We start from the raw sequence: 19397 nt of genomic DNA, 5'->3' as shown, positions 1-19397 counted from the left end.
TATAAAAGGGGTTTAAGGAGAGGATTAAATGATTAAAAAGGCTTCAACAATTATCCTGGCTTTAGCTTTAACTGGATTCATTAATTTGAATTCCTCAATGGTTGTACAAGCAAAGCCAACAGAAAATAACCCATTTGCTACCTTAGACAAGGCTCGTGCTGAGAGGGTTAGCACTGCTAAGGGAGAGACGAAGGATGGAGATATCCTGAAAGGTGGAATATCTCTAAAACAGCGAAAGCTTCAGGAAAAGAAGTCATTAAGCACCCCAGGGAAACGATATGTCGTAAAGTTTTCTAATAATGCTTCCCTTGAAAAGGTATTTGAGATAGTAAGTAATTATGAGTATAAGCTAATAGGAAAAAGTGATCAACGTGTGTTTATGGTAAAGCTTGAAGATCTACAAGGCTTTAAAGAAAAAGCATCAGGATTTATTGAATTCATTGAGGAAGATAAGAAGTCAAAGCTCCAAGCTATTCCATCAGACCCAGGATATAAGTATCAGTGGGGACTTCCTGCTATAAATATGCCAAAGGCTTGGGATATTTCAAAGGGTTCTGAATCAGTTTTTGTAGCTGTTATAGATTCAGGTATATATAGAGAACATCCTGATTTTGATGGTGTAGATATTAGAAATGGAGCAAGTGTAGTTTCAGATGGGCCATGCTATGATGATACACAGGGGCATGGAACAAGTGTAACTGGAATTATTGGTGCACAGACAAATAACGGTGTAGGAATAGCAGGAGTAAACTGGGATGTAGCTATTGTTCCCTTTGGTGTTGCATACTACACAGGTGAAATATATGATTCAGACATAGCTATAGCAATTAACCTTGCTGCTGATATAGGATGTAAGGTTATTAATCTTAGTCTAGGAGCAGATAGTTATTCAAGAATGGAAGATATGGCGGTTCAATATGCACTTTCAAAGGGCTCTATTGTTATAGCTGCTGCAGGTAATGAAGGTAATTCAGTATATAACTATCCAGCTTCATATAATGGAGTTATAAGTGTTGGATCTGTTAAGAGTAATCTTTCAAAGTCATCTTTTTCTACTTTTAATAATAAGGTTGATGTAGTGGCACCTGGAGAAGGTATTTTGACAACAGCAGATTGGCAGTATTCAGATGATGGTGCAGATTATGAGTATGTTGATGGGACTTCTTTCGCGTCTCCACACGTTGCAGGAGTTGCTGCTATAGCCGCTTCACTAGACCCTTCTTTAACACCTGCAAAATTCGAAAAGCTAATTCAATCAACTAGTAAGGATCTAGGACCTACTGGATATGATAATTACTATGGTTATGGTCTTATTAATACTGAAAAGATACTAAACTCACTTGTGCATGCAGCTGAGTCCGATGCACTAAAAAATGCAAAGGCTAAAGTCAGTCACCTAACAAAATCATTAAAAACGAATTATCTTGGAATCAAGAATCAAGCTGCTTGGCAATCATACATAGCTCAAGCTAGAGAACTTATAAAGAAGATTCCAAGTTATGAAAGGGCACAGAAAGAAGCTTTAACAATAGAGGTAGATAAGGATGAAGCATTAGTTAATGGACTTGCTAGAATTAATCACGTAGAAAAAAGTATACAGCCAAAGTCAGAAGGCGGATATGGGAATTATCTAGGCATTAAGAACGCAGAAGCCTGGAATGAGTACTTAAGACTTGCAAAGATAGATCTTGATAAGGTAGATAAGTCTATCTTTAAGAAGCAATATGACGAATTGATAGCTAGAATGAATAAGGTGGCATTAGTTGTTACTGATATAGAGGATAAGTTCAAGGTTGAATATGATAGGGTAGTTAATTTATATAATGAGGCTAAGGCAACAAGGGATTTGAATAAGGCTCTTGATGCACTTAAGGCAGCTGAAGAGCTTGGAACATGTGATAGAAGTGACCAGTTAGAAATTGATATTAAGAAGTTAATTAATGACATTCAAGGTAATGTGGAAGTAGAAGGTGACCTTGAGGTTTAGGATATAGTGTAATGTGAAAAGATTTATAAAGAGCTAGAATAGATGTAAAGGTCTATTCTAGCTCTTTTATTTATATTAAGTTATGTGAACTTAAAAGGATTAATATTTAACATGGGTATAATTGGAAGTTAATATTCCTTTTATATAATGTCTTTAAATCAATTTTAAGGAGTGATGAATATGATTAAGAAGGTTTCAAAGACATTAGTAGGAATTATTGCATGTTCTAGTATTTTAAGTACCCATGCCTTAGCAGCTGAGAAGGATATAAGTATAAAGAAGTATGATGTAGAGGTAAGTAGTAAGTTATTTGTGCCATACAGTGGAAAGTATATAGATAGTTTCAAGGAGGGCTTTAAGCCAGGTTTTGGTTCAGGACTAACACTAAAGTCAGTGGATAAGAATGGTGATTTAGAGTTCTACGCTATAACCGATAGAGGTCCTAATGGTGATGCACCAAATTACATACAAGGGGACAAGGAGTTTACATCGAAGTTCTTCCCATCACCTGAGTTTACTCCTTCAATTGGTATATTGAAGGTGAATAAGGATGGAGCAAGTATCAAGGAATCTATTCCTCTTAAGAACAATGGAAAGGAGATTTCAGGGCTTCCAGTGACTCCTGGGCTTGTAGGCTCTACAAACGAGGTTGCACTAGATGAGGATATGAATAAACTTCCTTATGATAATAATGGTCTAGATACTGAGGGGGTAGCAGTTGATAAGGATGGCAACTTCTGGACAGTTGATGAATATGGTCCTTTCTTAACTAAGTTCGATAAAAACGGAAATCAATTAGAGAAGTATGCCCCAGGAAAGGGTCTTCCAGAGGTTCTAAAGCATAGGATACCTAATCGCGGCTTTGAAGGAATTACTATAGCACCATCAGGCAAGATCTACTGTGTTCTGCAAAGTGTACTAGATGTAAATGGAGAAACAGCTAAGAAGGCTCAGTTTATAAGAATAGTAGAGTTCGATCCTAAGACTAAGAAGACTAAGATGTTTGCTTATCCACATAATGTGAATAGCTATAAATCATCTAAAAACGCAAAGATAGGGGATATATATGCAGTAAGTGATTCGAAACTTGTTATTATAGAGCAGGGAGAGGACAAAAGTGGTAAGATGAATAACCTGATTTATTCTGTTAATCTAGCTGGTGCCACGGACATATCAAATAAAAAGTATCAAGGTAAGGAATTAGAATATGCCACTTCTAAGGAAATTCTAAATCTAAAGGGTATAAGATTTGCTAAGAAGGAGCTTCTGGTTGACCTAGTTAAGTATGGATGGGATAAGGAAAAGGTTGAAGGAATGTGTGTACTTCCTGATAAGAAGAGCATAGCTATAGTTAATGATAATGACTTTGGAATGGCTGTAGATGTAAATGATCCTAGTGTAGAGAATGCTGATATAACTGATTATGTATATGATAGTAAAACTAAGAAGTATACATATGAAGGAAAGGAAGCAAATGCTAAGATATCATTTGTAAAGAATAGTATAGAAGAAAGAAATCCTGTTCTATGGCTTATTGATATGAATAAGCCTATAGGTTAGAGGATGATTTTTAGAAGGTACTTAGGAGAAAGGTCTCCTAGGTATCTTCCTTTTTTTACTTCTGATCAAAAATCTATAGGACTTTTGATGATTAGTATTGTATGGTAATATTATATATAAAGCTACAATATATGGAATATATCTTAAGGATATAGGGGAGAGGATATTAGTGAAGATTAATAAGAGGTTAATAGGGATGATGACTGTAGCGGTTATGGCGTGTTCAACACTTTCTACAGTATTAATACCTAGTAGAAGTAGTATTGCCTATGCCTATGATTCTCAGACTTTAAGAGATGCTAAGGCTCAGATAAGACACTTAGAAAGTTCAATTAAGACTAACTATCTAGGAATCAAGAATCAAGCAACTTGGGAACTTTATATAAAGAATGCAAGACAGCTTATAAGTGAACTTCCAAGGTATGAGTATAGAAAAAATACAGATTTAGTAACTAAGCTTAACAAAATCGAATTATTGGTTAATGCTGTTGGAAGTATTAATCATGTAGAGAAAAGCATGCAGTCAAATTATCATGGAATAGGAAATGCTGAGGTCTGGAGGGTTTATCTAAAGACTGCTAGTGATAATCTAGATAAGGTAGATAAAGATGCTTTTTATACTCAGTATAAAAGCTTACTTCAGAGAAAGGATAAGTGCGAATCTATAGTTAGTAGAATCCTGGAGAGCTTTGAAGCAGCTTATTTTCAAGCTGTGAAACTGCATAATGAAGCTATAAGCTCATCGAGTTTAGTTAAGGCAGAAAGCGCCTTAAGTAGAGCTAAGAATCTTGGAAAGTCTCCAAGGACAGAGAGTCTAATTAAGGAGATTAATAAGCTTATACTAAGACTTGAAAATGGCGAGAGTACCGAGGGACTTATAATCAAGGAGGTTGTATCTGTTAAGTCTGCTTATATTAAGGATTACTATACCTATGATGGTTATACTGACCTAGAGGTAGAGTTTAGTGGTCCTATGGAATATATTCATGAAGGTGACTTTACTTATAAGGTAGATGGTAAGGTATATAAGGCAAGTGAGGTTATATTAACAGGTATAAATAGATGGAAGATACGTTTCTATGGTACACCAAGTTCAAGTAGTCAAAGTATAATGTCACTTGAAGTAGCAGCGAACCCTAAGTCATATGGTAAAGGTGGAGGTGCATTAAAGACAGGGAATACCTACCTAGAAACAAGGGCATTTAAAGTTAGTGATATTAAATTCCAAGAGGGCTATAGAAGTGGTGTTAATGGAGATGAGAAGATAGAAATATTCTTCTCAAATGATATAGATCCTAAGAGTATAATGTCTACGTGGGATGGCATTGGTTCTAAGGTAGTGACTGTTCCTTTCACTATAAATGGATATAATAATACGGATATTAATCTACCTGGAATAGGGAAGATGTCTCTAGTAGCAGATACTGGAGTTGTGATTCCTCAGTATACACTGGCACCTAGCATAATTACAGAGAACTTTAAGCTAGAAAGTGCAACATATGAATTAACAAGTAAGAATAAACTAACTATAACTTTAAATGGACTAGATGCTAAGTATGTAAATGCAGCGCTAAAGTTTAAGGCTACACTTACAATTAGTAATGAATATCTAAAAAACACAGGTGGAGTATATTATAATTCTAGTTCTAAGTCATTTGAGACTACTGGAAGGTTCTCAAGTGAAGAGGCTAAACTTAATATAGATTATACAAGTTCAAGTGATAACAAGATAAGCCTTAGTAATAATTATGGAAGTAATATGATAGTTGAAAGCTATACTAAGGGGATAACCCTAGATACAAGTAATTTCAATAGCTTATCAAAATACGGTTCACTTAAAGTAAAGCTGGATACATCACTTCCACATGGAGTTCATGGACTATATGCTGTAGCTACTAGTGATGGATATGGAAGGTGTAGCATTAGGTTCTATGGAACTGCATTTGATACTGTGAATTATAGAAGTATAACAGTTCTCATCAGAGATGAGGTGAATAAGAATATAGGTATATACCCTAAGGAAACTAGGATAAATCTTACGCTATGGACGGATAGTGCAGGAAATCTTAATGTATATACTAGATAATACAAGAAAAAGCTTAGTTGAAGTGGAAACTTCAACTAAGCTTTTGTTATTTTTATTAAAATTTATCTTGTTTTAGAAGTAGCTTAGACTACTCTTACTTTTAGTTCTTGATGATAGGGATTTCTCAAATTTATCTATAATCTCTTTGAAGTTATTAGATAGGACTTCAATATCTTCTTTGCTTACATCATCAATATGTATACCAATGCTTACAGTTACTACACAATCTAGTGCAGTTGCTAGGTGTTTTGCAGCATAACGTGCATATTCATCTTCCTTATGCTCTTGAATGCATAAAACGCTTGTAGTTGCACTTCTCTTGTTTTCACCTTTAAGTGAGCTTGGTATTGCTATTCCAACTGCTCCTATGTGGTACTTTTCTCCACCACCAATAGTTATATTTAGGGCCTCGCCACACCATATAGCAAACCCTTCAACAACGTATTTGCCAGTTCCGACTCTCTCTCTAATACTATTCATTTAAGTTTAAGCACCTCCTTGACTTTTATTTTCCCATAGCTTAGCAGTGCTAGGATTCCATGACTTATAAGAATCCTTGGGAGTTAAAAAATCTCTCATTCAATAATTCTGTGTATTAATCAATGAATTTAATCAATTATTTGCCTATTAGTAATGTTTTGATTTCTATATTTAGAGTTACTATGTACTGATATTGTAGCAGATAGATAAGAGTCAATCAATTATATAAGTGCACTTAAGAGCCTTTAATAAAGCTTAAGTAAAACCTTAAAGGAGATAAAACTAATGAATTAGTATTTTGATTATGTATGAGAATTAAAGGTAGTTAAGGCATTGCTAAATATGGATTTACTATGAATTGATGGAAGTAATAGCATGTTATTTATATATGTAATTTAAGGTTATTTAGGGAATTATAGTTAAATTGTTAAGTAGAATTTAAATAAAAAGTAGATGCACTGGAAATTATGGGGTTGGATTTGTCTGAAGATGATATTTGATGTCGGAATATGTAGAAATATTAAAATAGATATACTAAAAGTAATGTAGTATATTATGAAATATAAAGATATTTCAGAAAAGTTATAAAGAGTTATATAATTAGAATTTTTACCTTTAGCTATAGGGTTACAATATACATGCATGGTTATTAAGTTTACTCAGGGTATTTAAGATTAATAAGAATATGAATTATTAGGGGGAAAGTTTTTATGTTAGATAATAAAACTTTTAAGGAAATGTTCAAAATAGATGTACCAAAGGGAGTGCTGTTTTATCCATGCTCAGGAAGTGACACCTATGAGCCTATTTCATTATTTATAGATTCAGTTGATGAGTTCCACTTTACAGATATAAATGAAGAGGAGTTAAGACTGCCGACTCTAGAAGTTAAGGATAGTAAAGTCTCTAGTATAGATGGAAGTCTAAATCTAGGTGCTTTCCTAAGAAAAAACTTAGAGCTAGACCTTGGTTCGCTTACAATTCCTACTAGGGGAGAGAAACACATTTGGACACTAGAGGGAGAAGATTCTAGAAGTATTGAGATTTATAAGCATTTTCTAGATGGTGCTGTAACACTTATGTCACTTGAGGATATTTCAGTGTTCTTCTATAGGAGAGATACTTCAAAGATAGATGGAAGTGGTCAATGGTGGATGGGTAAGGATTTACTTGAGATACTTGTAGAGAAAATGGTTGATGGAGGAATAATCCTAACCGATGGTTCCGATCCTAATCCAGAGGAGTGGAATAGACCATGGAGAAGCTTACTATATACAAGTGAGGATAAGGAAAGCTTTAGATATTTTAATAGGGAATTTGAGTACATTGGAGAAATTAACTCTGATATCAGAAAAGTTCATGCATGGCGTGTAAATAAATACTAATGATAATTAGGGACTGTTGAAAGTAGAATTTTCAGCAGTCCCTTTCTTCTGTCCTAAAATTGTAGTTTATATAAGCGTTCACATAATAAAGGGGGTATGAATAGTATGAACTCCAAAATGGATGTAGCTAGAAATAAATTTAAAATGAGGTGATAGTATGGCTTTTAATGATAACATTTTAGATGTAGTTGATGAAATTCCAAATTCTGATGAAGTAGCTAGATTGCTTCTTGCATCACTTGCACAGGAGCAATTGGAACTAGGAAGATTAATAGGTGCCCAGGCTGATAAAATCGAACATGTTATAGGTATATTGCCTGTAGAAAGAAGTGTAGATAGTTTAACACTTGAAGAAATAGAGGAAGTTGATAGAGGGGTTGAAAGAGCTCTAAGACTTATTATACAGAAGGAAATGTTAATAGGGTTTCAACTGCAGAATATATTAGATTTCCTAGGAGGGGAAGGTGATATTAATATTGTAGTTCCATGCAAAGGGAGTTGTGGGGTAGGAGGAAACTCATCTTCAATATTATCTGGAGGTGAAAGCGCTATATTGTTTGCTAGTGTATGTAGTCCCTGTTCAGGAAATGTACAAGATGGTAATATAACTTTCGAGGAAAAGGATAGTGCAGGAACAACAATAAAAAAGCTTACAGCAAACCAACTTTCATTAAAAATAACAAAGTGCGATATAGGAAGTACTTCTCGTTCAATTACATTAACCGGTAGTGGTACTGTAGTAAATGGAGTGAATACTGACCCTATTAAGAGACAATTTATTCTTATTATAACCACTGGTGATGGAAATGATAGTTTTAACTTAACAATTTCAGATGGTTATACTACTGGATCTATTGGGGTGCCAGCGAATGCATACACTATAGAAAGTTGTCCTATAGATGGCTCAGGTGGGGTAGTTACTCCTGAAGTGCCAGCTGAAGAACCTATTCCAGAAACTCCTATTGGATAACCATTAGTAAAGGGCTGCTTCAAAATAAAATTTGTAGCAGCCCTTTTCATTCTGTATTAGACATTGAAAGTTCATTTGGTTAATACTAGATTTCCTTAATTAGTCTAGGAGAATATGATACATAAGTATTTAATCATTATCTGGATTTGCCTCTTCAAACAAAGCCTTAGCATCCTCAAGCTTAGATCTAACATCACTTAAAATTACAACAAATATAGCCGCAGAAGATAACTTCTTAAACTCATCTAAGGCCTTCTTAGCCTTTTCTCTATAATCACTATCATCAGAGTTGAGATTCGTAAAAAGTTCTATAACAGGTTTTGCTTCTTCTTCAGCATCAGCCTTTTTTATAAGTTCTATTGCATCAAAATATTTATAGAATAGATGAACATCTCCCTTGATTAGCTGCTTATCTTCCTCTGATAATGCATTATATAAATCTATGACTTTTCTAGCTTCATCTATATTCTTTTTATCCTCAGCATCAAGTGCCTTTAATAAATTTACTACTTCTAGTGCTTTACCTGTATAATCAATCATATTTATCCTCCCTATATATTAAAAAATAAAACTTCTGTCTTAATATATGGTTTTCAATATATACAAGTTTTATTCTCATTAAAGGATATGAGGTTCATATTATTAACTGGTAGAAGTGAGAGAGTTGTAGAAAGTATAATAATTACTTTAATTACATCCAAGTAGTGATTTTAACTTATTAATTATATTTTGTTTAGCTTCAGGTGTTTCTGCAAGCATATGATGATTTAGTAACAGTACACACATTTGAATCAGCAGAGGGAAACAGGAATAATACTCTTGAGAAAATATCTATAAAAAGATCCCCTATACCAGTTGGTGTAATAATAGTGAAAATCTATTATACATTACAAATATTGGTTGATATACTAATTGGGGGAATATGTAAGATTATGAGAATTAATATAGAGATAAAACGTAATTTGTAAATTAAAAGAAAGTAAAGGAGGGATTCTATGAAAAAAGTAAATTTTAGATGGGAAACACTTTTACCACTTATATCTTCTGTTTTTGCACTTACTTTACATGTTTTTTTGCCTAAACATGAGGATATTATGACTAAGGACTATAACTACTTCACATACTTTATGCTGTCCTTGTCTATTATTTTACTGATTTTAACTATAGTATCTATTTTTAATGAAAAGCTTAGAGTTAAGTATGCCTATAAGTCATGGTTTATAGCGGGAATGATTGCGTTGCTTAATATTTATAATTTAGTAACATTAAAGTTTTTGCTATTGCACCAAGTTTACTTTCCATATCCAGATAAGATCATAGCTGTATTTTGCAATCAATGGCTATTTCTACTTAAGTGCTTAGGATACTCACTAAAGCTTTTAGTAACAGGAGTTATAGGGGGAGGGGTTATTGGTGTACTTACTGGCATAGCTATAGGATGCAGCAAAAGAGCAAGCTACTGGATAAATCCACTTATAAAGCTAATTGGACCAATTCCAGCTACTGTATGGATTCCTATAGCTATGGTTACCTTTGCAACAACCTTTGGGGCTAGTTCCTTTATAATAGGGCTTAGTGTGTGGTTTCCAACAGCTGTACTTACAAGCTCAGGTATTTTAAATATAGAAAATGCATACTTTGAAGTTGCAAGTACACTAGGGGCAAGTTCAATGTATAAGGTGAAAAAGGTAGCTATTCCTGCAGCACTACCATCTATGTTTATAGGTTTTTTTAATGGGATTACATCTGCGTTTTTAACTCTTATGACAGCTGAAATGATAGGGGCCAAGTTTGGTATAGGTTGGTACATAAATTGGCAAAGAGAAACTATGAATTATGCAAATGTTTATGCTGGGCTTATAGTAATCGCTATTACTTGCTCATTGGTGGTTACTTTACTATTTAAGACTAGAGACAGACTTCTAACTTGGCAGAAGGGAGTTATCAAATGGTAGGGAATATAAAAGTAAAAGATGTAAGAAAGGTTTTCAAGGGAGCAGATGGAGAAAGTGTTGTTGCACTTGATAACCTAAATATAGAAGTAAAACCTGGGGAGTTTATAACCCTTGTAGGACCTTCAGGATGTGGAAAGTCTACACTACTTAGACTTATAACAGGCCTTGATAAACCAACATCTGGAACTATAACACTAGATGATGTTGAAATTAAAGGTGCAGGACATGAAAGAGGATTAGTATTTCAAAATCCGAAGCTTTTTCCTTGGAACAATATTTATGACAATGTTGCATTTGGATTAAGAGCTAGAAAGGTATATGAGGAGAAGAAAAATGAAGTAAATGAATTTATAAATCTAGTTGGGTTAAATGGATTCGAGAAGGCATTTCCTCATCATTTGTCTGGAGGAATGGCACAAAGGGCTTCACTTGCTAGGGCACTTATAAATCATCCAAAGGTACTACTTCTTGATGAGCCACTAGGTGCACTAGATGCATTAACTAGGGTTAATATGCAAGATGAAATTATAAAGATATGGAACAGTAGAAAAACAACAATGATAATGGTAACCCATGATGTAGAGGAAGCTATATACATGAGTAATAGGGTTGTTGTAATGACACCTAGACCAGCTAAGATAGATAAGATAATAGAGATTAATCTGCCTTATCCAAGGGTGCGTGACTCTAAGGAATTCTTAGAACTTAGAAGTGAGATACTTGATGTAATCAATGGATATTAAGGCTAAAGGAGTGGGGTATAAATGATTAAAATGAGATTAATAAGTAAGGGTATTTTAGTGGGACTACTTGCTGTAAGCTTAACTGCTTGTAGTAGTGGCACAAAGGAAACTAGTACTAAGAAAGCTAATGGAGATAAGAATTATAAGATAAAGATGACTTATAATTCAGGTCTATGTCAGGCACCTTTTCAAATGGCATTGAAAAATGGATATTTTGAAGAGGAAGGGCTTAAGTATAACCTTATAAAGTCTGAGGGACATGGAAATGACTTAATTGCATCAGGAAAAGCAGATACATTTACAGGTATGCTACCTTCAGTAATACAACAAATAGACAACGGTGTAAATCTTAGAATGACAGTAGGTGTACATACTGGATGTCTAAAGGTAGTAGCGAAGGCCAGTTCAAACATAAAGAAAATTGAAGATTTAAAGGGAAAAAAGGTTGGAGTTCCAGGACTTGCAACGCCTCCTGCAGTAATTACATATAGAGCATTAGCCTCAAAGGGAATAGGTGTCACACCTGAAAACATGCAAGTTGAGTTTGTAGTATATAATCAATCTGAACTACAACTTGCTCTTCAAAATGGATCAGTTGATGCTATAGCAGCAAGTGACCCAGTTGGAGCAATACTTGAGAAAAGTGGAGTAGGAAGAGTTATACTAGATACTACAAAGGATCCAGAATATAAGGATGAATTCTGCTGTGTATCATTCCTAAGACCAGGATTTGTTGAAGAACATCCAGAACTTGCTGAAAAATACACTAGAGCACTTATGAAGGGAGCTCAATATGTAGAGGATCATCCAGAGGAAGTAGCAAAATACCAAATCGAAAAGAAGTTAGTATCTAACACAGACCTAGAGCTTAACACAGCACTTCTAAAGTCATATAACTTTGTATCATCTGTAAAGGGTGGAAAAGAAGCATTAAGAAGAAACTTCGAAGACTTAAGAAAGCTTAAGCTAATTAAAAATGATACAGACATTAATAAGGTTGTAGATAAAGTATATGTTGAGTTTAAGGGATTAAAGTAGAAGACATATATATAAGAATTAAAACTAATACACTTGTGGATAATGTGACTAAACAAAGACATATTGAGAATATAAAAAATAGAAATTAGATAAGTTTATAGGTCATAGCAATATAGCCCCATTATGCGATTTTACATAATGGGGCTATATTTTTGTTCACGTTACTATATTTTACGAGAAGGAGGTTAAATAATAAATTTAAGGAGAAACACAATGGCAATTAGTGGTACAATGATATTATATGTAAAATAGTGGAATTGTGTTAATTTCATTATAGTTTAAGGGGGAAGGATATGGGTATTAGTATGAAAAGATTCAAGGACTTTCTTATTGGGATAATGACAGCGACTATTGTATTCACTTCTATTGGAGGGAATGTGGTACATAGTGCAGTGAAAAGTGATGTAGAGAATGTACATAGAAAGGTAGAGCATCTTATATATTCACTTAAAAATAATTACCTAGGACTTAAAAATGTAGGGAATTGGCAAGCCTATATAAAAGAGGCGAGAAAGCTTAACTCAAAGCTTCCAAATGGATCAAGTAAGAAAAAATACGAAGATAAGATATTGAGAGCAGAACATCTAGTAAATGCAGCAGCGAGGGTTAATCAAGTCGAGAAAAGCATGAAGGATAATAAGCATACACTAGGAAATATTCCACAGTGGGAGAAATACATAGTCCTTGCTAAGGAGGATATTTTTAAGGTAGATGCTAGATTATTTGAAAATGAGAAAGCAAAGCTTGATGAAAGAGTATCTAGCTGTGAGAAGATTATAGAATCTATTAAGATTAACAATGAAAAGTACACTAAGGAAGAGCTTAGCTTTGGTATAAAGGGATTCGAGGTTAAGGGAGAACTTATAAAGCCGAAGAAGGTTCCAAAGGACATGAAGACTGTAGTTATAGTTGGTGGCTCTGGTCCAACAGATAGAGATGGTGAAGTAGGAAATGTACATCCATATAAGGATATTGCAGAGGGACTTGCTCTAAAGGGTATAGCCAGCTTTAGATATGACAAGAGAACATTAAGTCATAGGGAGCATGTTAGTGATAAGGACTATTTTAACTTCACTATTAAGGAAGAATACCTAGATGACTATAATGAGATTATGAAGTATCTTGCATCAAGAGGGGATATAAATAAGGAAAACATATATGTTATAGGTCATAGCCAAGGAGGATACATAATTCCAATGCTAGAAAAGGCTAACTCATCAGCTAAGGGGTATGTTTTTATGGGAGCATCCTTTAGTCCTATAGAGGATTTAATGGTTGAACAGTATGAGTATCTTTTTAGCCTTTCACCGAATTATCCAGAGGATAAAAAGGAAGAGATAATGAAGGAACTTAAGGATGGGAATAGAAAGATAAAAGCATTAGATGAAAATTCTGAAGATGCTTTAATATTAGGAGCATCTACTAAGTACTGGCTATCCTTTAAGGGATATGACCCAGGAAAAGAGGCATCAGCTATAGATAAGTCTATGCTATTCCTTCAAGGACTTAATGATTACCAAGTAAGAGAAAAAGAACTTAATAAATACAAAGAATCCCTAGAGGGAAAGACAAATGCTAGTTATATAACCTATGAAGGGTTAATTCATACATTTACAAAGGGAGATATGACACCTAATGCATATGGGGAAAAGGAAAAGGTTAGCCAAAGAGTTATAGATGATATAGCAAGCTTTTGTAAGTAGCAGATTTTAAGATTATAAATAGATTAAGACTTTTAGATAAGTTTATATAATATGAAAAGGCCTAGAAATAAATTGATTTCTAGGCTTTTTCTATAAATATAATTAACTATATAAAGTCTTTGCTTTCTTGAATGTAGGGTGACCCTTAGCTAGTATGAAGTAGCAAATAGCAGTTACTATGAAGCCTACTTCAAACCCAATGTCCATACCTATAGATACTGCTATAGGACCATGTATATATGTGGAGTCTGTAAATAGTACAGCAACGAAAAGTCCTAGTACAAATGATATAATTCCTGGCCAGAATATGCCTTTATTATACCAGTATTCTCCTGCCTTCCATTTCATTATATCCTCTGTTACATAGTTACCCTTTCTTAGGAAGAAGTCAACTATAATAATAGCAACCCAAGGGCAAGACCAAATAGTAATAATACTTAACCATTGTTCGTATAGTGAGAAGAACTCACCAAATAGAAGAGTAGCGATTCTAAATAGAAGAGTAAATGCTGCAACTACTAGAACTGCTTGTACTCTTTGTAAAGGAAGTCTTAGTGCAACAAGGTTAAGTGCCGCAGTATAACCATTTGGAACATTTGTCGCAACTGAACCCATCATAACTGCGAATAGGAAAGGAATTAGATACCAAGTAGGTAGTACTCCAAGTAGTGCGCTTATAGGGTCTGCTGGATTTTGACCTCCAATAGCAACGCAGAATAGAACACCTATAAATTCACAGAAGGTAAGTGCTACAAACTGTCCACCACCTGAATAAAGTGCAACTAATTTTGAATTTGTATTTCTTGGATAATATCTACTGTAATCTGATGCGAAGTTAACCCATGAGATTGGGTATGCGAATATAATACCAACTGCTATGACCCATGTTTTCCAGTCACCTGATTTTTCAGCAGCTGATCCTATAAGTGAAAAGTCTATATTTGGAACTACGAAGAATAAAAGACCTAGGAAAAGAGTTCCAAGTATAAGTGCTAAGAATTTTTCTGATGCCATAATTGTAGCATGTCCGTATATTGCTATGATTATTTCTAGAGCAAGTACAATTATAAGGCAAACCCACATTAGAATATTGCCTGATGCATCCATTTTGAATACACTAGTTACCGCCTGCATTAAAGCTTCTGTAGCAACAACTGAGTTAATGGAGAACCATCCAAGTACAGATAAAACACTAATAATAACTGGTAGGTATGAACCAAGTTGACCGAAGGCAGTTCTAGAGGTTACTATACCTGCTGTACCAGTTTTAGGTCCCATAATAGATGCTAGTCCAAGAACTGTACAACCTAAAAGGTTACCAACTAGTACCGCAGTTAGTGCCTGCCACATAGAAAGCCCAAGGGCTACAACAACAATACCATTTAAAAGGACAACGTAATTAACATTTGCACCTATCCACATAGGAAAAAGAGACTTCGGATTACCATGTCTCTGGTTTTCGGGGATAGGATCAATGGAATTCTCTTCAACCTTAAAGGCTACGTCCATATGGTTTTTGTTCATTTAATACACTCCCTATTTAATTGTTTATATTTTAGGAAGGTCATGTGACCCTCCTAAAATAATTAATCTAACTTATTAGTCTTTATGAAATCTATTTATTCTACAACTGTAGGAATTACACAGTAGTTGTTAGCATCAACAATTCCCTTATCTGTTATCTTCCACTTTGGACTTGTTGTAAGTGCTAGGAAGGCTAGATGCATGAAAGGAGCATGAGCAGCACAATCAAGGTCAGTTTTAACTGTTTCGTGTAGTTCTGACATCTTATCAGTTAGCTCATATGCATTAAGTTCATCTGTCATAAGACCTGCTATTCTAAGTGGCATTTCATTTATAACAGATCCTTTCTTAACTACAGTAACTCCACCTTGTAGTTCAATAACTCTATTAACTGCAGCTACCATATCTTCATAGTTAGTACCAACTACTATGATGTTATGAGTATCATGTGCCACTGTTTCAGCAAATGCACCTGACTTTAGCTTGAAGCCCTTAACAAATGCTGAACCAATATCAACTTGACCATATCTTCCTACAACAGCTATAGGAAGTATGTCGTTCTCTACATCTGGTACTACATATCCGTCTACTACACTAAGTTCTTCTTCAAATGAATCAGTTAAATTTTGATCAAGAATAAGACCAATAGTTCTAACCTTTGCCTTGCTTCCTGAAGCCTTAACTTTAAGATCTTCTACAGTAATTGGCTTTCTATTAACTGAATGCTTTACTTCACTTGGGTAAATGTAGCTAGGGATGTTAAGTAGAATCTTTCCGTTTTCAGCTGCATGCTTACCCTTAAGGTATACGCTTGTAACGTTCATATCTTCAAGCTTACCATCAATAACTGCTATATCAGCATACTTTCCAGGTGCTAGAACACCGATTTCAGAAAGGTTGTGCCAAGTAGCAGGGTTTATAGTTACCATTTGGATAGCTTCAACTGGGTCTACGCCTTCCTTAATAGTTCTTCTAACTATGTCATTCATATGCCCAACAGATACTATATCCTCAGCAAGCATATCATCTGTAGCTAGAATTGCACGTCTAGAGTCAAGCTTTTCCTCAGTTATAGCCTTGATACACTCTGGCATATTTCTTTGAGTTGAACCTTCTCTCATAAGAAGATATACACCATATCTTAGCTTTTCGATAGCTTCTTCCTTAGTTGTTGTCTCGTGGTCAGATATATCTGTACCTGCTGCTATAATGTGAGCTGCAAGTTCATTTCCGTATAGTTCTGGTGCATTACCATCTACTCTATTACCATTTTCTCTAGCATAAACAGTAGAAACTATAGTATCTCTAAATACTGCTGGGTTATGCTTATATACCCACTTAGCAGCACTTATACCTTGAGTTTCTCCAAGACCTGTAACATTTGGGTATGATAGTAGCTCTGGAACATCCTTAGATGTTATATCATATCCTGCTGTCTCAAGACCTGGTGAGTCTGGAGTTAGCGCAGGTACTCTAAGGTATACGTGGTTTGGAAGAGTCTTAACTTCCTCAGCCATAGCCTTGATACCTATAGGACCTAGAACATTTCCAATTTCATGTGGGTCAGAGATAAGACAAGTAGTTCCTGTAGGGATAGATATTCTTGAGAACTCACTAGCTGTAAGCATTGCACTTTCAAAGTGCATATGTGAATCTATGAAACCTGGAGTGATATACTTTCCTTCTACATCAATTACTTCAGTATGCTCACCAATAAGCTTTGAACAATCCCCAACCATAAGGATGTATTCTCCATCGATTGCAACATCTGCTTTATATATTTCCTTAGTAATTACATTAACTACATTACCATTCTTTAGTACTCTGTCAGCATAAGTGTGTTCATCCATAAGAACATCAACCATGTGCTGTCTATCTGATACAAGTTTTAGTGAACGTTGATTTAACATTTAAACACCCCTTAATTTATAATCTTTAATTTCTTTGGTTAAAATAATAATTAATATTTTCAGACTTAGTGCTAGTTTTCTTCGCTATTAATAGCTATATGTATAAATTGTAAAAAATATTAATGATTTATAAATAAAATTTTACTCCATGAAAAGGAATACATACATAAAGTTACACCATTTGACAAAATACTGCAAGATTTAATGTTTGTTTTTATAAATATAGTCATAATTAATTTATCTAGGCTTCTAGATAAGGACTTATAAGAATCAGAGTGGGTTAAAACTCCATCTAATTGAAGAATTCTGTTTATACTACATAAGTAGTGTTAAAGATTAAATCTTAATTAATAGAAATGAGATTGCACATGATATAATATGAATAGTTGAACTTTTGTAATGAAAAAGGGGAGAAAACAAATGGCAAATATAACTACAAGTGCGATTATGGGATTTTGTGTAGGAGATGCTTTAGGAGTTCCATATGAATTTGAATTTCGTGAAGCGCTTAAGAAAAATCCTGCAACTGATATGATAGGAGAAGGAACACATAAGCAGCCTAAGGGGACATGGTCAGATGACACTAGTATGCTTCTTTGTACAGCTGAGAGTCTAACACATGGACTTAACTATCATGATATGGTAGAAAAATTCGAAAAGTGGATTCTAGAGGGGTATATGACAACTAATGGAAAGGCTTTTGATATAGGAATCACTACAAGAAATGCAATAAGTAAGTACATGGAGGGAGATGACCCAACTACCCTAGGCGGGAAAGGTGAGATGGACCAAGGAAATGGCTCACTTATGAGAATACTTCCTCTAGCATTCTACCTATATATAAGTGGGGCAGAGAACATACATGAAGAAGTTGGAAGAGCATCATCAATAACACATGCTCACAGGGTTCCAATTATAGCATGTACTATGTATTCTCTATACGTTATGGCACTATTAGATGGAGCATCTTTATGGATGGCATACACATATGTTAAGGATGAGATTAAAAAGATTTACTCATCAGAAGAGGATAGAGAAACATTAAGGGTATTCGATAGAATTATAGAAAACAACATAGCACTATATCCAGAGGAAGAAATCAAATCATCAGGATATGTGGTAGATACTCTAGAAGCAGTATTCTGGGCATTTTTAAATGGAGATGACTATAAGGATGCTGTACTTAGAGCAGTTAACCTAGGAGATGATACTGATACAATAGCAGCACTAGTAGGTGCACTTGCAGGTATATACCATGGATATGAGGATATACCTAGTGAATGGCTAGATGCTATAGTTAAAAAAGACTTAGTGGAAGAGGTAGCAGATAAGTTCCATAAGTCATTAGTGGATTTACAAAACTAGAATAATAAAAGTTTTAAGCTGTTGGCGAAGATAAATTGCTAGCAGCTTTTTACGTTTCTGATGTAGGGTAAGTAGTCCTGTAATTATGTGTTGCCTATTGCTTCATCCATAGGTAACACATAATTACAGAGTAACTTTTCTACATTAAACATTTAAAAGTTCTGTTTAATAGATAGCTATCTATTTTGAGTATCATAAAAAGTCTTTTGAAGATTAGTTTTAAAAGGTCTAATAGAAGCTTTAGCTTTAAGCCGCTAGGCTACTAATAGTCAATTACTTTTATCATTACCTGAGGAAGTAGCACCTTCTAATTAAGCAGGTGAAAGGTTACTTAATGTATGAATGAGGATAGGGAAGTTTAGTAGAATATAACCCTTAATATAAGTGCGTTAGCACTATGAAACTTATTTAATTCACCTAGCCTCTTATACTATGACTACAAGCTTCTGTTAAAAGACTTAATTTTTATACGGTTACAGTTATTAAATACCTCTTACAGCTTTGACAATACAATTCTCTAAAAATCCTTTCAATCTAGTTGAATTTATATTATGTAGGGAAAGTTTCTCTGTGAGGATGTGTTTTCTTTGACTGAAACAATAGAGTCAAGAGTTAGAGATTCAATCTTTGTAAATTTATATATGCCTAGAAGACTGCGTCAAGCTTTGCGGTTTTTCAGCTAGTCGCACTT

At 34.5% G+C, this 19397-nt stretch carries 14 protein-coding genes; 10 read left to right on the top strand and 4 right to left on the bottom strand.

Annotation, left to right across the window (positions count from 1 at the left end; all coding sequences use genetic code 11):
• The first annotated feature begins 28 nt into the window (after positions 1-28).
• From CLCY_RS02820 to CLCY_RS02810, 3 genes are all read left to right on the top strand, one after another.
• Positions 29-1987 (top strand): S8 family serine peptidase, encoded by a 1959-nt coding sequence (locus CLCY_RS02820; RefSeq protein ID WP_048569623.1) that lies wholly within the window; start codon positions 29-31, stop codon positions 1985-1987.
• 180 nt (positions 1988-2167) lie between these two features.
• The gene (locus CLCY_RS02815) at positions 2168-3547 is read left to right on the top strand and encodes an esterase-like activity of phytase family protein (protein ID WP_048569622.1); all 1380 of its coding nucleotides are present in this window, start codon (positions 2168-2170) and stop codon (positions 3545-3547) included.
• 169 nt (positions 3548-3716) lie between these two features.
• Positions 3717-5633 (top strand): hypothetical protein, encoded by a 1917-nt coding sequence (locus CLCY_RS02810; protein WP_152668076.1) that lies wholly within the window; start codon positions 3717-3719, stop codon positions 5631-5633.
• 72 nt (positions 5634-5705) lie between these two features.
• Here CLCY_RS02810 and lpdD read toward each other — a convergent pair whose 3' ends face one another.
• The gene (gene lpdD / locus CLCY_RS02805) at positions 5706-6113 is read right to left on the bottom strand and encodes a prenylated flavin chaperone LpdD (RefSeq protein WP_048569620.1); all 408 of its coding nucleotides are present in this window, start codon (positions 6111-6113) and stop codon (positions 5706-5708) included.
• A gap of 710 nt (positions 6114-6823) precedes the next feature.
• Here lpdD and CLCY_RS02800 point away from each other — a divergent pair.
• Together CLCY_RS02800 and CLCY_RS02795 are read left to right on the top strand one after the other, a co-directional pair.
• Positions 6824-7498, top strand: a complete 675-nt coding sequence (locus tag CLCY_RS02800; protein ID WP_048569619.1) for a hypothetical protein — start codon at positions 6824-6826, stop codon at positions 7496-7498.
• Between the two features lie 157 nt (positions 7499-7655).
• Entirely contained in the window at positions 7656-8468 is an 813-nt protein-coding gene (locus CLCY_RS02795; RefSeq protein WP_048569618.1) for an alpha-helical endospore appendage domain-containing protein, read from the top strand.
• Between the two features lie 129 nt (positions 8469-8597).
• Here CLCY_RS02795 and CLCY_RS02790 read toward each other — a convergent pair whose 3' ends face one another.
• Entirely contained in the window at positions 8598-9008 is a 411-nt protein-coding gene (locus CLCY_RS02790) for a hypothetical protein (RefSeq protein ID WP_048569617.1), read from the bottom strand.
• Positions 9009-9463: 455 nt separating this feature from the next.
• On the opposite strand from CLCY_RS02790, the gene CLCY_RS02785 reads away from it, so the two are divergent.
• The 4 genes from CLCY_RS02785 (at position 9464) to CLCY_RS02770 (ending at position 13907) form a co-directional block, all read left to right on the top strand.
• Positions 9464-10423, top strand: a complete 960-nt coding sequence (locus CLCY_RS02785; RefSeq protein WP_048569616.1) for an ABC transporter permease — start codon at positions 9464-9466, stop codon at positions 10421-10423.
• Entirely contained in the window at positions 10417-11166 is a 750-nt protein-coding gene (locus tag CLCY_RS02780; RefSeq protein ID WP_048569615.1) for an ABC transporter ATP-binding protein, read from the top strand. Before CLCY_RS02785 ends, CLCY_RS02780 begins: the two co-directional genes overlap by 7 nt.
• A 21-nt stretch (positions 11167-11187) precedes the next feature.
• On the top strand, positions 11188-12204 hold the full coding sequence (locus tag CLCY_RS02775; protein ID WP_048569614.1) for an ABC transporter substrate-binding protein: 1017 nt from the start codon (positions 11188-11190) through the stop codon (positions 12202-12204).
• Between the two features lie 293 nt (positions 12205-12497).
• On the top strand, positions 12498-13907 hold the full coding sequence (locus CLCY_RS02770) for a serine aminopeptidase domain-containing protein (RefSeq protein ID WP_048569613.1): 1410 nt from the start codon (positions 12498-12500) through the stop codon (positions 13905-13907).
• 102 nt (positions 13908-14009) lie between these two features.
• Here CLCY_RS02770 and CLCY_RS02765 read toward each other — a convergent pair whose 3' ends face one another.
• The gene (locus CLCY_RS02765) at positions 14010-15431 is read right to left on the bottom strand and encodes a purine-cytosine permease family protein (protein WP_048569612.1); all 1422 of its coding nucleotides are present in this window, start codon (positions 15429-15431) and stop codon (positions 14010-14012) included.
• Positions 15432-15526: 95 nt separating this feature from the next.
• Positions 15527-17341, bottom strand: coding sequence for an adenine deaminase (locus CLCY_RS02760; protein WP_048569611.1), 1815 nt, complete (start codon positions 17339-17341; stop codon positions 15527-15529).
• Between the two features lie 420 nt (positions 17342-17761).
• Here CLCY_RS02760 and CLCY_RS02755 point away from each other — a divergent pair, with 420 nt between their 5' ends.
• On the top strand, positions 17762-18706 hold the full coding sequence (locus CLCY_RS02755; protein WP_048569610.1) for an ADP-ribosylglycohydrolase family protein: 945 nt from the start codon (positions 17762-17764) through the stop codon (positions 18704-18706).
• Positions 18707-19397 lie beyond the last annotated feature (691 nt).

It is taken from the genome of Clostridium cylindrosporum DSM 605 (assembly GCF_001047375.1).
Taxonomy (GTDB): domain Bacteria; phylum Bacillota; class Clostridia; order Clostridiales; family Caloramatoraceae; genus Clostridium_AB; species Clostridium_AB cylindrosporum.
This window is presented reverse-complemented; position numbering and strand designations above follow the sequence as displayed.